The 15,942-nt window shown below is 39.8% G+C and carries 14 protein-coding genes; 7 read left to right on the top strand and 7 right to left on the bottom strand.

From position 1 onward, the window contains the following. Window positions 1-272 precede the first annotated feature (272 nt). Entirely contained in the window at window positions 273-1,322 is a 1,050-nt protein-coding gene (locus CWC30_RS17080; protein WP_069439355.1) for a DUF3080 family protein, read from the bottom strand. Then, complete coding sequence (locus CWC30_RS17075; protein WP_069439356.1) at window positions 1,300-2,655, bottom strand: MATE family efflux transporter; 1,356 nt, start codon at window positions 2,653-2,655, stop codon at window positions 1,300-1,302. The genes CWC30_RS17080 and CWC30_RS17075 overlap by 23 nt, the downstream gene beginning before the upstream one ends. A 192-nt stretch (window positions 2,656-2,847) precedes the next feature. On the opposite strand from CWC30_RS17075, the gene CWC30_RS17070 reads away from it, so the two are divergent. Beyond that, window positions 2,848-3,474 (top strand): riboflavin synthase subunit alpha, encoded by a 627-nt coding sequence (locus tag CWC30_RS17070; RefSeq protein ID WP_138627701.1) that lies wholly within the window; start codon window positions 2,848-2,850, stop codon window positions 3,472-3,474. Here the strand turns inward: CWC30_RS17070 and CWC30_RS17065 are convergent. Continuing rightward, on the bottom strand, window positions 3,471-3,674 hold the full coding sequence (locus tag CWC30_RS17065; RefSeq protein ID WP_008464077.1) for a CPXCG motif-containing cysteine-rich protein: 204 nt from the start codon (window positions 3,672-3,674) through the stop codon (window positions 3,471-3,473). The two genes, CWC30_RS17070 and CWC30_RS17065, sit on opposite strands and share 4 nt — an antisense overlap. Before the next feature lie 213 nt (window positions 3,675-3,887). Then, window positions 3,888-4,757: a fructosamine kinase family protein gene (locus tag CWC30_RS17060; protein ID WP_138627700.1), complete on the bottom strand. Its 870-nt coding sequence runs from the start codon at window positions 4,755-4,757 to the stop codon at window positions 3,888-3,890. A 122-nt stretch (window positions 4,758-4,879) separates the two neighbouring features. On the opposite strand from CWC30_RS17060, the gene CWC30_RS17055 reads away from it, so the two are divergent. Then, a complete protein-coding gene (locus CWC30_RS17055; RefSeq protein WP_024601678.1) occupies window positions 4,880-5,572 on the top strand; it encodes a hypothetical protein in 693 nt (230 codons plus the stop codon). Between the two features lie 98 nt (window positions 5,573-5,670). Here CWC30_RS17055 and CWC30_RS17050 read toward each other — a convergent pair whose 3' ends face one another. Next, a complete protein-coding gene (locus CWC30_RS17050) occupies window positions 5,671-5,913 on the bottom strand; it encodes a DUF3718 domain-containing protein (protein ID WP_249929901.1) in 243 nt (80 codons plus the stop codon). 364 nt (window positions 5,914-6,277) lie between these two features. Between CWC30_RS17050 and CWC30_RS17045 the strand changes: the two genes are divergently transcribed. The 3 genes from CWC30_RS17045 to CWC30_RS17035 all read left to right on the top strand — a co-directional run bounded on the left by CWC30_RS17045 (window position 6,278) and on the right by CWC30_RS17035 (window position 9,800). Then, a complete protein-coding gene (locus tag CWC30_RS17045; protein ID WP_138627699.1) occupies window positions 6,278-7,063 on the top strand; it encodes a hypothetical protein in 786 nt (261 codons plus the stop codon). 100 nt (window positions 7,064-7,163) lie between these two features. Further along, entirely contained in the window at window positions 7,164-8,546 is a 1,383-nt protein-coding gene (locus CWC30_RS17040) for an amidohydrolase (RefSeq protein WP_016899875.1), read from the top strand. A 12-nt stretch (window positions 8,547-8,558) separates the two neighbouring features. Continuing rightward, on the top strand, window positions 8,559-9,800 hold the full coding sequence (locus CWC30_RS17035; RefSeq protein WP_138627698.1) for an amidohydrolase family protein: 1,242 nt from the start codon (window positions 8,559-8,561) through the stop codon (window positions 9,798-9,800). A gap of 157 nt (window positions 9,801-9,957) precedes the next feature. Here the strand turns inward: CWC30_RS17035 and CWC30_RS17030 are convergent, their stop codons facing one another. Beyond that, entirely contained in the window at window positions 9,958-12,180 is a 2,223-nt protein-coding gene (locus tag CWC30_RS17030; protein ID WP_138627697.1) for an NADP-dependent isocitrate dehydrogenase, read from the bottom strand. Between the two features lie 453 nt (window positions 12,181-12,633). After that, window positions 12,634-12,852, bottom strand: a complete 219-nt coding sequence (cspD, locus tag CWC30_RS17025; RefSeq protein ID WP_013464751.1) for a cold shock domain-containing protein CspD — start codon at window positions 12,850-12,852, stop codon at window positions 12,634-12,636. Window positions 12,853-13,061: 209 nt separating this feature from the next. On the opposite strand from cspD, the gene clpS reads away from it, so the two are divergent. Together clpS and clpA are read left to right on the top strand one after the other, a co-directional pair. After that, entirely contained in the window at window positions 13,062-13,370 is a 309-nt protein-coding gene (clpS, locus tag CWC30_RS17020; protein ID WP_008110102.1) for an ATP-dependent Clp protease adapter ClpS, read from the top strand. Window positions 13,371-13,438: 68 nt separating this feature from the next. Further along, a complete protein-coding gene (gene clpA, locus CWC30_RS17015) occupies window positions 13,439-15,700 on the top strand; it encodes an ATP-dependent Clp protease ATP-binding subunit ClpA (RefSeq protein ID WP_036982899.1) in 2,262 nt (753 codons plus the stop codon). Window positions 15,701-15,942 lie beyond the last annotated feature (242 nt).

Below are 15,942 nucleotides of genomic sequence, written 5' to 3'. Positions count from 1 at the left end.
GTCAAGGTAGCGCTCTAACCAACTGAGCTACAGTCGTACTATGAGTTTACGTACTATTTAATTCATCCATGAAGCTTCATCCTGTCGGCGTCCTGCCTCCACCTCGTTCAGCTGCGAAGCTTCGCTTCGGTCTAATCTCGCCCAGCTGAGCTACAGTCGTACTTCTGTATTTAAGAATTGTTAATTGCTTAACAACGGTCGCTAATATATAGCGTGATGAGTGGTGAATCAAGCATGTTTATGTTATTTGAGTTTATTTGCCGTTTTTTTATTCATATTGGACTGATTTCGCACGTTTTATAAAATTTTTGCCACCAGATAACATGCTCTTTTGCTGACGCTTTTAGCTGAGCGAGTAAGTTGTTAGAATTTGGGTCAAGTAGGGCATTTACCGCTTCGCTACTCACTGCTTGATTAAACCATAGCTGCATATAAAGCGGCTGCAATGTTTCTAAATACCCGCTCAGCTGTGCTTGATAAGGCTGTATTTGTTTTAAATAATATTTATTAAATATATTACTGACAATTTTAGCTTGCTGCTTGTTTTTACCTTTAGGGCAAATATCTTCTACTACTAATGAATTTACAAACTGGGTTGCTGTATGATTTAAGCTAATTTGTTCTCGCGCAGCTTGAATAAGCTGTTGGTCAAATTTGTATTTGTTGAGCGTTTCAAGCGCTGACAAAATATCATCGCTGTTTATTGCCATACTCCCTTTAGTTTCTATTTGGTGTTTAATGGTCGTTAGCTTTTTAAGCGCCTCAACCGTGTCACTAAACCCAGCCGGTTGGGTGCTGAGTTCTTGGCCAGTTAGCTGCCAAGTGCTGCTTAGTTCAGGTTCACTATATAAAACATTATTAAAATAATAAGTGAGTTGAGTTTGTTTTTGGTTTTTTGCCGCTGTAATTTTACTGTGAACGTTGCTTTGTTTATCTAAGGTGTTTAAACAGTTTTGCGCGCTTTGAATAAAATCTATTTGGTACTTCAATTGGCTAGCAGCGGTGGCGGTTTTGCCTAATTGATTATTATGCTCGCTTATCAGAACGTTAAGTTTACATTGGCTAATACCAGCTAGTTCAGTTATGCCAATTTTAATGGCAGGTTGCAACGCTTCAACTGGCTTTACTAAGGCTAATTGTTGCAGTGGCTTTGTGTGTGGCTCAGGCGTTTGTAAGGTATTATTCAAGCGAGACAAATAGGTTTTATTTGCCTCACTGGGCTGCTCTGAGCAGCCCAAAAGCACCATACAACATGCCGCCAATAACCAATTAACCGGCAGTTTGGTATAGATTGATTGTTTAAGTGAGAATAAATGGTTCACGTTTAAATCGCCTATGAACGGTCAGCATCAGTAGTATAGCTGCAACTGATAAGCCAACGATAATGCCTATCCAAAAACCATGCGGGCCCATTGCTGGCACTATCATGTCTGTTCTTGCTAATACGTAGCCTAAACTAAAGCCGATTAACCAATAAGAAATAAAAGTAATATACGAAATCGGCGCTGTGTGTTTTAAACCACGTAAAATACCGTTTGCAGCAACTTGTAATGCATCAGGAAGTTGGTAAATACAGGCTAAAATCATAATTGATGAAGCAAGCGCAAGTACCGCAGGGCTATCGCTATATAATTGGCTAATCACATCACGCCCTATAAATGTAATAAAAGCGATAAACAACGCAACCATAGCCGCCATAATATAACTTGTTGATACTGCAACTTTTAATTGATCTAAATGATTCTGCCCAAATAAATTACCAATTCGTATGCTAATGGCAATTGAGAGGCTCAGAGGCATCATAAATAATAGTGCCGTAACACTGGCTGCAATTTGATGGCCAGACACAGCCACCGCACCCAAATGCGCAATAAACAAGGGAATACAGGCAAACAAGGTCACTTCAAAAAAAGTAGCGAGTGAAATAGGAATACCGAGTTTGGTAATAATACCTATGGTTTTAAAATTGGGTTTTTCAAAGCCAGTTAATAGGCCTTTGGCATCTATTTTTTTACTCAGCTGGCAATAAGTAACTTGCGCAATAGCCATTACAGTAAATACCAGTGCGGTGGCAATACCACAGCCAGCGCCCCCAAATGCGGGCAGACCAAAGAAGCCCTTAATAAAAATATAATTGAGTGGGATATTTACCGCAAGTCCGAGTAGGCTGATATAAAACGCAGGCTTGGTCATCCCCATGCCTTCGGTCATATTTCTATACACGGTAAAAATTAAAAAACCAAATACACCCCATTTAACAAAATGAATGTAATCAAAAGCAAGTCCCGCAATCGCCGGGCTAGTATCAAGCTGTAAAATAACGGTGTTGGCAAGCTGGGCAGCACAAAAACCTGCAATACTTAAAAGGAGCGTTAAATAAAGCGCTTGCTGAAAATAATGGCTAATGCCGTTGCGGTCTTTAGCACCCGCAAATTGAGCAATGACTCCCGTTAGGGCTAATAGAATACCTTGTATTGCTAATAAAATTGGGTTCCATATTCCTGTAGCAATTGAGAGGGCGGCAAGATCGGTAGGGCTCACTTGTCCGGCCATAATGGTATCAACCACTGACATTAATACTAAGGTCACTTGTGCTAAAAAAACGGGAAAGGCGAGGGAAAGTAAACGTTTAGCTTCCCAACTACAAAAAGTCATAAAAAACAGCTATTCAGAAAAACATGGGCGCATTGTAATCTATTGTGATTGCTCTATCTATGTAGACAATCAGCGAATCTATTTAATTGCTGCATAAGCTTACTTTTGTTGCGAATAAAAGTGCTCTTAAGTGAATTATTTTAGCGATTGATACGTTAAACTAGCACTTTGTTAGAAAGGGAAGCGATTTTTATGTTTACCGGTATTATTCAAACTCAAGCAACAGTAGTCTCTAGAACCCATACGCAGGGTGTATTACGTTTAGTCGTTTCTGTTAATGAACAATACGTAAAGCATTTAGACTTAGGTGCTAGCATCGCTATAAATGGTTGCTGCTTAACGGTTGTTAAAGTAGAGCTTAGTAATCAAGATGTAGTGGCTCAAGTGCATTTTGATGTTATTGACGAAACTTTGCAGCTTACTAACCTTGGACAACTGGAATTGGGTAGTTTAGTCAATTACGAGCGTTCTGTGTCGTTTGGTACTGAGCTGGGTGGGCACATAGTCTCTGGTCATATTCATTGTACTGCCAAAATAGTGCAAATAGTTAAACTAGAAAACAACTATAAAATACAGCTCAGCCTGCCACAAAAATGGCAAAAATATGTGTTATACAAAGGGTTTGTATCTATTAATGGCGCCAGTTTAACGGTTGGCAATGTTGATGAGCATGGCTTTTGGCTGCATTTAATACCAGAAACACTCGATATTACTAATTTAGGTGCAGCCGTTGTAGGTGATGAGTTTAATATAGAAGTTGATCAGCAAACATACACTATTATAAACACCGTCGAAAACTACATGCGCCAACATAGCTAAAATATTTGTTCGTCATCGCTGTCCACGTGTAACTCTAATTTATTACGTGCATAGTCTATATGCATATTTAAATGAATTAGATTACAGCAGGCACTGCATTCTTCGTAGTAGTCTTGGTCGCCCATACTGGCATCAAGGTCTAAATGAATATGGTGTCCACAATGTGGGCAGGCGATACGTTGTGATAAAAAGTCTTTCATAACACCCCCTTAAAAATTAAGTTATTTTACCTAGATAGCACATAACGGCTTAACACTAGGTAGCTTAAACTCTGACTAAATGATTTACTTATATTGAGCTATCAACAGTCACTTATTACAAGTAAATTCAATGCAATTAGCGTTAAAAATAACACTCGAATAGATTTATTTTTTAGAGTTCAAGTATAAGTATAGTGCTTATATTTTGTTTACTCATTTATTTAAGTTTAGTAGTTTTTCAACGTGTTCTTTAGCCTGATTTAAGTAATGGCCTGCATAAATATTGGCGTGGTTTAAAATAGGGTAAAGCTGATAAATAAGCTTACGATGTTGGTAGTTCTGAGAGAGTGGATAATGATGATTATAGGCGCTATAAAATTCATCGGGTAATGGGGCAAAAAGCTCACTCATAGCAATATCGACCTCCCGATCACCGTAATAGCAAGCAGGGTCAAATAGGGTCGGAATATTATTTACAAATCCCATGTTTCCGCGCCAAAAGTCGCCATGTAATAACGAGGGCAAAACATGATGATTATGCAGTTGCTCTTTTACTAAATTTATCAGTTGTTCGGGGTCTGCCAGCACAATGTCTTTTTCAGCTAATAGCTGTAATTGCCAACCAATACGTTCTTCTGCAAAAAATACATCCCATTTTTTATGCCATTGATTTGGTTGAGGCGTAGAGCTTAAATAATTGTCTGTATCAAAACCAAACATCGCTTGCTCGTGTTTTTGATGTAACATGGCAAGGTGTTCACCCATCGTTGACCAATGCGTGTGGGGAAGGTCATCAAGTGTAAGCCACTCTAATACGATAAACGCATATTCTATATTGGCGCCAGTTGTAATACAGTCGGGCACCATAAATATACTGTTTTGAGTGAGTAGTTTTAAGCCCTGTGCTTGTGCTTCAAAGCGATCAAGCTCATTTTTTTGCGTAATTTTAACTAAATAATTGTGCTTGCCATCACTTATATGGAAAAGCTTATCGGTTGATGTGTTTTGCAACTGACGTTTATGGGTGTGTTTAAAATCGTAATGGATAGCCTGACTGATCTGTTGATTGATTGTTTTCCACATAACAATTGCTCACCTTTTAAACCTATAAATAAACTATGGCAAAAAGGGATTAAATAAACAAATTAATCGGTGTAAAATTAAGACTATCAATTTCTGATACAAATCACTGAAATGGAATAAAAATGAATAAAAGTTTTATCACTAACTTATTGGCAGCGTGTTGTGTTGTTATTGGTTTTGTATTTGATCAAGCCATTGTACTTTCGGTGGGCTTATTTGCACTCTCTGGTGCGGTTACAAACTTACTCGCTATTCATATGCTATTTGAAAAAGTCCCGTTTTTATATGGATCGGGGGTGATTGCGCTCAAGTTTGAAAGCTTTAAAGTAGCTATAAGAAATTTAATACTTACGGAGTTCTTTTCTGAGCATAAAATAGACAAGCTTCTAAGCAAGGCGCAGCCAACGATAGACTTTGAATCGGTAATTGAAAAGGTAGATTTAAATCCCGCTTTCGATAATTTGTTAGTGGTGATAGAGCAATCACAATTTGGCAGCATGCTGGCAATGTTTGGCGGTACAGAGGCGGTAGAGCCAATGCGAGAAAAATTTATCGAAAAAATGCAATTATCACTGGTGCAAATAAGCGGCACCGACGATTTTAAAATGCTACTAAGCGATATGCTTACTCAAGGCAATAACGCGGAAAGTTTACATAATACAGTACTCAAATTAGTGGATGAACGCTTAGATGAACTCACCCCTAAAATGGTAAAAGAAATAATTCAAACTATGATCCGCGAACACTTAGGCTGGCTCGTTGTATGGGGTGGGGTATTTGGTGGCTTGTTTGGTTTGTTGGCAGCGCTTATTTAATAATAAATACACGTTAAGCAGGTACTAAGCCCTGCTTAACGTGTTTGATTCGCGTAAATTGAACGTATTAAAAACCGATTTCCTAGTCATAATTTAGGTTATTTAGATCCCGCCATAATAACCACCATCGGTTTATTTACCTTTGGCAAATCCCTTATTGATGTGTTGGTGGTAGCCTCAATATTGAAAAAGCGTGCAGATTTGTCTAAATCATAAAGCGCTACAAAATCATTCACTGATAAATTATTGCAGCGTAATTTTTTGCCAATTACATGCTTGTTGGTATGGAGCTCTTTAATTGTTTTGTGCAGTGTCAGTTGCTTGTTAGATGCAACGGCCATTCAAACTTGTGTACCGGGTGATGAATCAGCGGCAACAAAAGTGGTTGCCATTAGAGGCGCTGTTAATGTTGCTGCGTCCAATAATACAGTTGAATATAGAGTTGCTTTGAAAGAAATCATAGTATTTGCCTCTTTGTTTATGTGCAATTTAAGTATTGCTTAATGTAGCCAAAATCTTGTTAACTGAATGGGGCAAGCTGTAATAAGATGTGTATATAAATTATGCAATTTTGTAGGTGTATGAAAAGTTGTTCATAAATAATTTATTTTTGACACACTTTAGCGTTTTCATACTGAAATATTTTTTCAGACTGTTATTATCGCGCCCTAAATTTGTGGCATTTTAAATTTTTGGAGCGCAATTGTGAATAAAACGTTAGCCAGTTACTACCAGCAAGCTTATGCATGTGAGCAACAGCATTTTAACCAATGTTTTTATTGCGGCTGTGAGGCAACAGAGCGCGATCATTGCCCGCCATTACACATGCTACAAAGTATTATTGATTTAGGCGAAGAAGCTGATTTTGTTGCTATTGCGGCTTGTTATGAATGCCATGCATTACTTCACAATGAGCGCCTAATGACCATTGATGAGCGTTTTAGTAAGCTTAAAAAGAAACTATCAAATAAATACGCCAAGCCCTTACGTGTTTACAACATGTGGGAAGAAAGCGAGCTTGGCGACATGAGCGATGAATTTGCGCACAGCATTCAAGCGGGCATGAAACTCGGTAAAGAAGCGGCTAAGCGACTCGCCTTTACAGGGTTTAGTTATGCCACTGAAGAAGCGCGCATTACGGTGCGCGAAAAAACCAAAGAGTTTGATGTAGAAGGTACCGTATTTACCGACTTCAAAGAAGCGCTTAACTATTGTATTACTGTATTAAAAGTACAAAAAAGTGATTTTTATAAAATTTTAGTCGAGGATTATCAAGGCGATTTTAATAAGGCATTGAGCCAATACAGGCATCGTCATGATAAAGTCACCGCCGCAAAAGATGGTAATACATTAATTAAAGATTTTTCAAAATTACATAAGCAAAATTCGGATTTTGTAACCCGAACGGTTAAACACTTTATTAGTAAAGATCCATCGCTCACCACAGAAGGGGCACTGGATAAGCTTTATAACAATTATATAAAAAAATAATTACAGAAACTCACCTTAAATAACCGCCTTTTCACCTGTTTTTTTAGCTTTATACGTTTGCTTTCGCTAAAGTAGTAAAAAAACAGGAGAACCTAAAAACATGCAAAAATTTGCTCCCTCATTGTTAGCTGTTGGTTTAGCAGCGGCTCTTGTTGGTTGCCAAGAAAGCGGCCCGCAAGATGCAAAAGTAACCATTAATAAAAACCCATACCCAAGTACTTATCAACCCGTTGCTACATCAAGCACATTAATTACCAATGCCACTGTATTAACAGGCACGGGTGAGCGTTTAGATGAAGCCGATGTATTACTTGTTGATGGTAAAGTACAGCAAGTTGGTAAAGATTTAACCGCTAACGCAGACACCACTATAGATGCGCAAGGCAAATGGGTAACACCAGGTATTATTGATGTTCACTCTCATTTAGGTGCTTATCCAAATCCGTCGGTTGAGTCTCACCAAGATGGCAACGAAATGACTAGCCCAAATACAGCAGAAGTATGGGTTGAGCATTCAATTTGGCCACAAGATCCAGGCTTTAATCGCGCACGTGAAGGCGGTATTACTTCGTTACAAATTTTACCAGGTTCAGCTAATTTATTTGGTGGACGTGGCGTTACCCTTAAAAATGTACCGGCTCACACCATGCAAGGGATGAAGTTTCCTGATGCACCATACGGTTTAAAAATGGCGTGTGGTGAAAACCCTAAACGCGTTTATGGCCGTAAAGGTGAATTACCGATGACACGTATGGGTAATATGGCAGGCTATCGCACAGCTTGGATTGGCGCTCAAGAGTACAAGCGTGCTTGGGACAAATACGATGCTGATTACGCTGCGGGTAAAAATCCAGAAGCTCCACACCGCGATATTAAATACGATACCCTACGTGGTGTTTTAGAAGGTGAGGTTCGTATTCACAATCACTGTTATAAAGCTGAAGAAATGGCGATGATGATCGACCTTTCTAAAGAGTTTAATTATCATGCGGGTACATTCCATCACGGTATTGAAGCCTATAAAATCGCAGATTTACTGGCTGAAAATGGCTCGTGTGCAGCACTTTGGCCAGACTGGTGGGGCTTTAAAATGGAAGCCTACGATATGGTACAAGAGAACGTAGCGATTGTTGATGCAGTTAAAAACTCATGTGCCGTTGTGCATTCAGACTCAGATACGACGATTCAGCGCTTAAATCAAGAAGCCGCAAAAGTAATGTACAGTGCAAACCAAAATGGTTTTGATATTTCTGAGCAGCATGCAATTAAGTGGATCACGGCTAATGCCGCTAAATCACTCGGCATTGAAGATAAAACAGGCTCACTTGAAGCGGGTAAACAAGCTGATGTGGTTATTTGGAATCAAAGCCCATTTAGCGTTTACGCAAAAGCAGAGCAAGTGTTTGTTGATGGCGCAAAAGTTTACGATAGAAACGATAGCGCGTTCCAAGCACAAAGTGATTTTATGTTAGGTCAACAATAAGGAGCACCCAGAATGAAAAAATTATCACGTTCGTTTTCGCTTTCTCTGGTTGCTGCAGGGTTACTAACATCGGGTGCGGTGAGCGCTCAATCTCTTGCTATAATTAACGCAACACTGCATACATCCTCAGATCAAGGCGTATTAGAGTCTGCCAGCATCGTAATGAATGATGGCAAAATCACTGCAATTAATCCTAGCGATGTTAAAGCAGATAAAATTATTGATGCCAAAGGTCAAATCGTGACCCCTGGTTTTATTGCCACTGTAAATCAACTTGGTTTAGTTGAAGTAGGTGCGGTTGCAGGCTCTCGCGATGCGGGAGAAGAAAAAGCAGGTATTGATTTTGATGCAAGCTTGGCATTTAACTCTCGTTCAAGCCTAATCCCTTATGCACGTAAAGGCGGTGTTACTCGTGATTTAATCACCCCGTACGGCGGTGACAGCATATTTGCGGGCCTTGCCAGTGTGGTGGATTTAAGTGGCAGCTTTGAAAGCGTACTTAAAAAACAAGCGGCATTAGTGGTTCATTTGGGTGAGCGAAGCAAAGGCTCTCGTGCATTTACATTGCAAACACTGATCAATAAGTTAGATGAGCACCAAACCAAAGCAAGCAAAGGGGCTAAAAAAGACGATGCTAAGCCAAGTGCTGAAGATAAAATAATGGCTAAAGTACTAAAAGGCGATATGCCATTACTAATTAGTGTGTCGCGTGCATCGGATATTGTTGAACTTATAAAAGTGAAACAGCAGTTTGGGGTAAATATTGTTCTTAATGGTGCGCAAGATGCCGTTGTAGTTAAAGATCGTATCGCAAAAGCGGGTATTCCTGTGATCATCAGTGCAATGGATAACTTACCAGGCAGTTTTGATTCATTACATGCAAGTCTAAATAATGCCGGCATACTAGAAAAAGCAGGTGTTAAAGTACTTTTAACTGTGGGTGGCGATGCCAGTCATAATGTTTACCAGCTCCGCTATGATGCCGGTAATGCAGTGTCTTATGGTATGAGCCAGCAAGGCGCATTAAAAGCGATGACTTCAAATGTGGCTGATGTATTTGGTATTAATGCCGGTAGCTTAGAAGTGGGTAAAGCCGCTGATATTGTAATGTGGAGTAATGACCCGTTTGAGCTGAGCAGCCACGTAAATAAAATGTTTATTAATGGGGTTGAGGTAAGTACTGAATCTCGCCAAGATAAACTGCGTGAGCGCTATACAACAGAATCAAACATGCCACGTGCATACACTAAATAAACTTGTTTAGTTGAATATTAAAGGCCGCATTAGCGGCCTTTTTTACGAATGCCTTTTACTTATACCAATCCGCAAAGTAAACCACTTAAATAAGCGAATAGCTATTAGGCACAAAAAAAGGCGCTCTTTGGAGCGCCTTTTCATTCATTTAACGGATTTATACCAGTTTAGATAAAATCTCGTTAAATGTTGTGCTTGGGCGCATTGCTTTAAAAGCTGCATCATCATTTGGCTGGAAGTATCCGCCAATGTCCATTGCTGGGCCCTGTGCATCGTTTAGCTCGCTAACAATTTGCTCTTTGTTAGTTTCAAGGTCGCTAGCAATTTGCGTAAACTGCGCTTTAAGCTCGCTGTCATCATTTTGCTTAGCAAGTTCTTGTGCCCAGAATAAAGATAAGAAGAAATGAGAACCACGGTTATCAATCTCTTTTACTTTACGTGAAGGCGACTTGTTTTCAGCTAAGAATGTGCCGGTAGCTTTATCAAGCGTATCTGCAAGTACTTGTGCTTTTTTGTTACCTGTTGTTGTGCTTAGGTGCTCAAGTGACGCAGCAAGTGCTAAGAATTCACCTAAAGAATCCCAACGTAAGTGGTTTTCTTTCTCAAATTGTTGAACGTGCTTAGGAGCAGAGCCACCCGCACCTGTTTCAAATAAACCACCGCCATTCATTAGTGGCACAATTGAAAGCATTTTAGCACTGGTACCCAACTCTAAAATTGGGAATAAATCTGTTAAGTAATCACGTAACACGTTACCTGTTACAGAAATTGTGTCTTTACCTTCTTTGATGCGTGCTAGTGAGAACAAGGTTGCATCCATTGGCGATAAAATTTGAATATCTAGGCCAGCAGTGTCGTGATCTGGCAGGTATTTATTTACTTTTTTGATTAGCTCAGCATCGTGTGCACGTTCTGCATCTAACCAGAAAATAGCCGGATTACCTGTTGCGCGAGCGCGGTTTACTGCAAGTTTAACCCAATCTTGAATAGGTGCATCTTTAACCTGACACATGCGCCAGATATCGCCTTTCTCAACACTGTGCTCAAGTAACGTATTACCGTTTGTGTCTACAACACGGATAGTACCGTCAGCTTTTGCTTCAAATGTTTTATCGTGTGAGCCGTACTCTTCTGCTTTTTGAGCCATAAGGCCAACGTTTGGTACGCTACCCATAGTCGTAGGATCAAATGCACCGTGCTCTTTACAAAAATCAATCGTTGCTTGGTAAACGCCAGAGTAACAACGATCTGGAATTACAAAGCTTGTGTCTTGTAATTTATCGTCTTTATTCCACATTTGACCGCTTGAACGAATTGCAGCAGGCATAGAGGCATCGATGATCACATCACTTGGTACGTGTAAGTTTGTAATGCCACGATGAGAATCAACCATTGCGATAGCAGGGCGGTTAGCATAAACAGCTTGAATATCTGCTTCAATTTCTTCGCGCTTAGCGTCATCTAATGTTTGAATTTTAGAGTACACATCGCCTAAACCGTTGTTTACATCAACACCTAGCTCTTCAAAAAGTGCACCGTGTTTTGCAAAAACGTCTTTGTAGAATACTTTTACAGCGTGACCAAAGATGATTGGATCAGATACTTTCATCATGGTTGCTTTCATGTGAAGCGAAAATAACACGCCTTTTTCCTTAGCAGCATTAATTTCAGCTTCTAGGAATGCTTGTAATTTTGCAGCGCTAATACGTGATGCATCAATTACTTCACCAGCAAGTAATGGCGTGCTTTGCTTAAGTACAGTGATATCGCCATTAGCCGCTACGTGCTCAATACGTACATCCGTTGCTTCATCAACAGTTACTGATTGCTCAGAACCAAAGAAGTCACCTTCTTCCATGCTTGCAACGTATGATTGTGAATCTTTGCTCCACGCGCCCATTGAATGCGGGTTATTACGTGCATATTCTTTTACTGAACTTGGTGCGCGACGGTCAGAGTTACCTTCACGAAGTACAGGGTTTACTGCACTGCCTTTAATTTTGTCATAGGCGGCTTGAATCGCTTTTTCTTCATCGTTTTTAGGTTCTACAGGGTATTCTGGGAGTGCATAACCTTTTTCTTGAAGCTCTTTAATTACAGCGCGAAGTTGTGGAACTGAGGCACTGATGTTCGGTAATTTAATGATATTAGCTTCTGGTGTTTTTGCCATTTCGCCAAGTTCTGCAAGTGCATCACCAATGCGTTGTTCTTCTGTTAGGTAATCCGGGAAGCTCGCAATTACACGACCAGCGAGTGAGATGTCGCGTGTTTCAACTTCAACACCTGCCGCATTTGTGTACGCTTGGATAATTGGTAACAACGAATACGTTGCTAATGCCGGAGCTTCGTCCGTTTTTGTATAGATAATTTTTGATGTCATCATCATTCCTAGATAGTAGGCCGCATTGGCCAAATTCAACAATGCAAAGAAATCATCGCCTAATACCTTATAAATAAAGTATTAATGTATGCAATGAGTAGTCTGTTAGGTGTTGGTACTCGTATAACCTAAACAAGGTAAGAATAATCACACCTGACGGACTAGTGTCTTTTATAACTAAAATTTATGTAAATCTAAACTAGCCATTAGGCTAAAGTAATTACGTTTTACAGGATAAAGAGTGTAACAAGCTTGGCTAAAAAGGGCTAGGATTACGCGCCAAACGCCAGCAGTTAAACATCTAATAGTGAAATTATTGGGGTAGATAAAATAAAATCAAGGAGTGGGGTTGAAATAACGAACAATGAAGCAATTAATATGGAAGTGGTTAGGGGTTTTAGGGAATTAAGCGAGGATCTAAATAGGTCGCTCGCTTTAGTCTCATATTTACAATCACTCTAAAATATCGCCGTTAGGGGCAATATTAGTAGCGTGTAGACCTTTAGGGCCTTGTTGTAATTCGAAGGTAACATCTTGACCAGCTTTAAGTGTCTTGTATCCGTCCATTACAATAGTGGAGTAATGAGCAAAAATGTCGTTCTCGCAACCGTCTTCTACGATGAAACCAAAACCTTTGGCGTTGTTGAACCATTTGACTTTACCACAAGCCATACTTCTACATCCTTCTATAAGTTGACTAATTTAGTTATCCTAAATTGTATTGTTTGCTAGACTGACTAAGGTTTAATCAATCACCATTTGACTGTAGTTTATTTAAGCAACCAGTCAAGTGTTTTGGGTTATTTTTTAACATTTTATTTATTTTTTTATTCAAGTTTGCTTGAGTTATAAAGACAAGACTATATTTAATTATGAGTGGTATGAAAGATTCTGGTGTTATCGACACCGTTCGCGATAGTGAAAAGCAAAAGTTGCAGCCACCGCGAAAATATAAAGTTGTGTTAAACAACGATGATTACACGCCGATGGATTTTGTAATTGAGATCTTGATGACGTTTTTTAATATGGATAGCGATAGAGCAACTGATGTGATGCTGCAAATACATCAGCAAGGTAAGGGCATTTGTGGTGTTTACAGCGCAGATGTAGCACATACCAAGGCTGAGCAAGTTAACCGCTACTCAAGGGATAACGAGCATCCACTGCTATGTAGTTGTGAGCAGGAATAAATACCACAAAGGTGAACTTTCATCTTTGAAGTGCGGTATAAAATTATTATCTCTGTAAGGGGTTGCCAATGCTAAATAAAGACTTAGAACTAACTTTGAACACCGCGTTTCGTGAAGCGCGTACACGTCGTCATGAGTTTATGACCGTAGAGCATCTTTTATTAGCTCTACTCGATAATCCATCAGCTGGAGAAGCGCTCAATGCGTGTGGTGTTGACATTTCTGGATTAAAAACAGAGTTACTTGAATTTATTGATGAAACCACACCGGTTATTCCTGATTTAGAAGAAGAACGCGAAACTCAACCAACGCTTGGTTTTCAGCGTGTATTACAGCGCGCGGTATTTCATGTGCAATCTTCGGGAAAAAATGAAGTGACAGGTGTAAATGTACTGGTGGCTATTTTTTCTGAGCAAGAAAGCCAGGCAGTTTATTTACTTAAAAAGAATGATATTTCTCGCCTTGATATTGTTAATTTTATTTCTCATGGGATTGCTAAAGGTGATGACGAATTAGGCGATGACACTGACGATATACATGAAGAAGTGCAAGAAGTTGACAGTGAAGAAGCGAGTAAGCTCGACAGCTTCACCACTAATCTCAACATACAAGCCAAAGAGGGCAACATTGACCCGCTTGTTGGTCGTGACAGCGAAGTAGAGCGCACAGTGCAAGTGCTGTGTCGTCGTAAAAAGAACAACCCATTACTGGTTGGTGAAGCTGGCGTGGGTAAAACCGCTATTGCTGAGGGTTTAGCGTATCGAATTGTTAACGAACAAGTGCCTGAAGTTATTGCAGATGCGGTTGTGTACTCATTAGATATGGGCGCGTTACTTGCCGGTACCAAATACCGAGGCGATTTTGAGAAGCGCTTTAAAAGCTTATTAAAAGAGCTGCAAGCAAAACCGGGTTCAATTTTATTTATTGATGAAATTCATACCATTATCGGTGCAGGTGCTGCGTCGGGTGGGGTAATGGATGCCTCAAACTTAATTAAACCGCTACTTTCAAGTGGGCAATTACGTTGTATGGGTTCAACGACTTACGGTGAGTACAAAAACATTTTTGAGAAAGATCGTGCCTTGGTACGTCGCTTTCAAAAAATTGATGTGCTTGAACCTAGCGTTGAAGATACCACTAAAATTCTTAACGGCTTAAAAGAGCGTTATGAAGCACACCATGGTATTCGTTACACGCAAAAAGCGTTAAAGGCGGCAGCCGAGCTTAGCGCAAAGTATATTAATGAACGTCACCTGCCTGATAAAGCGATTGATGTTATTGATGAAGCGGGCGCAAACCAACGTTTGTTACCTACCTCTAAGCGTAAAAAAACGATTGGTGTATCTGATATTGAGATGATTGTGTCTAAAATGGCGCGCATTCCACCACAAAATGTGTCGTCTTCTGATAAAGAAACGCTGAAAAACTTAGACCGTAATTTAAAAATGTTGGTGTTTGGACAAGATCAATCAATTGATGCATTAACTTCTGCTATTCGCTTATCGCGCTCAGGTTTAGCAAACGAGAACAAACCGGTTGGTTCGTTTTTATTTGCAGGCCCAACGGGGGTCGGTAAAACAGAGGTTACCAAGCAATTAGCTAAATGCATGGGTGTTGAGTTTATTCGTTTTGATATGTCTGAATACGTTGAGCGCCATGCGGTGAGCCGTTTAATCGGTGCGCCTCCGGGTTATGTAGGTTTTGAACAAGGCGGCTTATTAACAGAAGCGGTTATAAAAAATCCACATGCAGTGGTATTGCTGGATGAAATTGAAAAAGCCCATCCTGATATCTACAACATTTTATTACAAGTTATGGATCACGGTACGCTAACAGATAATAACGGCCGAAAAGCTGACTTTAGAAACGTCGTCGTGGTGATGACCACCAATGCCGGCGTACAAGAAACTACACGTAAGTCGATTGGTTTTAGTGAGCAAGATCACACACACGATGCAATGGGTGAAATTAACAAAGTATTTTCACCTGAATTTAGAAACCGCTTAGATAACATTATTTGGTTTAATCACCTCGAGAAAGAGGTTATTTTGCAAGTGGTTGATAAATTTGTTGTGGAGCTTCAAGCGCAACTGGATAAGAAGTCAGTTAATCTTGAGCTTACCTCTAAAGCACGTGAATGGTTGGCTGACAAAGGCTATGACAAAGCAATGGGCGCACGCCCTATGGCACGTGTTATTCAGGAAGACCTTAAAAAGCAATTAGCAAACGAAATACTGTTTGGTGAGCTAATTTCTGGCGGTACGGTAAAAGTATCGGTTAAAGATAAAAAACTACGTTTTGATTACGAGAGTGACTTAACGCCAGCCTAACCTAAGAGGTTAGCGATTTTAAAAAGTCTGCTTTGTGCAGGCTTTTTTATTTGCCAAAGAAATAGGCAACAAAAAACCCAGCAAAGGCTGGGTTTTTTGTTTATTAAATGTAATTACTGGCTACTAGGGTCTGTTGACCTTTCAAGGTTAAATTTGCAGCAGTCTGTTTGGTATTTAGGCAAGGCAGAGCCTATGTGGTGTGGTTATTCCCCATAAATAGGCGATAACGCAGCATCAATGCC

The organism is Pseudoalteromonas sp. S4741 (assembly GCF_005886135.1).
GTDB classification, from domain to species: Bacteria; Pseudomonadota; Gammaproteobacteria; order Enterobacterales; family Alteromonadaceae; genus Pseudoalteromonas; species Pseudoalteromonas tetraodonis.
This window is presented reverse-complemented; position numbering and strand designations above follow the sequence as displayed.

What these genes read in the sequence shown, in the direction of transcription:
- CWC30_RS17075 (WP_069439356.1), bottom strand. Translation starts at nt 2,655, where the DNA reads ATGACTTTTTGTAGTTGGGAAGCTAAACGTTTACTTTCCCTCGCCTTT.
- CWC30_RS17070 (WP_138627701.1), top strand. Translation starts at nt 2,848, where the DNA reads ATGTTTACCGGTATTATTCAAACTCAAGCAACAGTAGTCTCTAGAACC.
- CWC30_RS17065 (WP_008464077.1), bottom strand. Translation starts at nt 3,674, where the DNA reads ATGAAAGACTTTTTATCACAACGTATCGCCTGCCCACATTGTGGACAC.
- CWC30_RS17060 (WP_138627700.1), bottom strand. Translation starts at nt 4,757, where the DNA reads ATGTGGAAAACAATCAATCAACAGATCAGTCAGGCTATCCATTACGAT.
- CWC30_RS17055 (WP_024601678.1), top strand. Translation starts at nt 4,880, where the DNA reads ATGAATAAAAGTTTTATCACTAACTTATTGGCAGCGTGTTGTGTTGTT.
- CWC30_RS17050 (WP_249929901.1), bottom strand. Translation starts at nt 5,913, where the DNA reads ATGGCCGTTGCATCTAACAAGCAACTGACACTGCACAAAACAATTAAA.
- CWC30_RS17040 (WP_016899875.1), top strand. Translation starts at nt 7,164, where the DNA reads ATGCAAAAATTTGCTCCCTCATTGTTAGCTGTTGGTTTAGCAGCGGCT.
- CWC30_RS17035 (WP_138627698.1), top strand. Translation starts at nt 8,559, where the DNA reads ATGAAAAAATTATCACGTTCGTTTTCGCTTTCTCTGGTTGCTGCAGGG.
- CWC30_RS17030 (WP_138627697.1), bottom strand. Translation starts at nt 12,180, where the DNA reads ATGACATCAAAAATTATCTATACAAAAACGGACGAAGCTCCGGCATTA.
- cspD (WP_013464751.1), bottom strand. Translation starts at nt 12,852, where the DNA reads ATGGCTTGTGGTAAAGTCAAATGGTTCAACAACGCCAAAGGTTTTGGT.
- clpS (WP_008110102.1), top strand. Translation starts at nt 13,062, where the DNA reads ATGAAAGATTCTGGTGTTATCGACACCGTTCGCGATAGTGAAAAGCAA.
- clpA (WP_036982899.1), top strand. Translation starts at nt 13,439, where the DNA reads ATGCTAAATAAAGACTTAGAACTAACTTTGAACACCGCGTTTCGTGAA.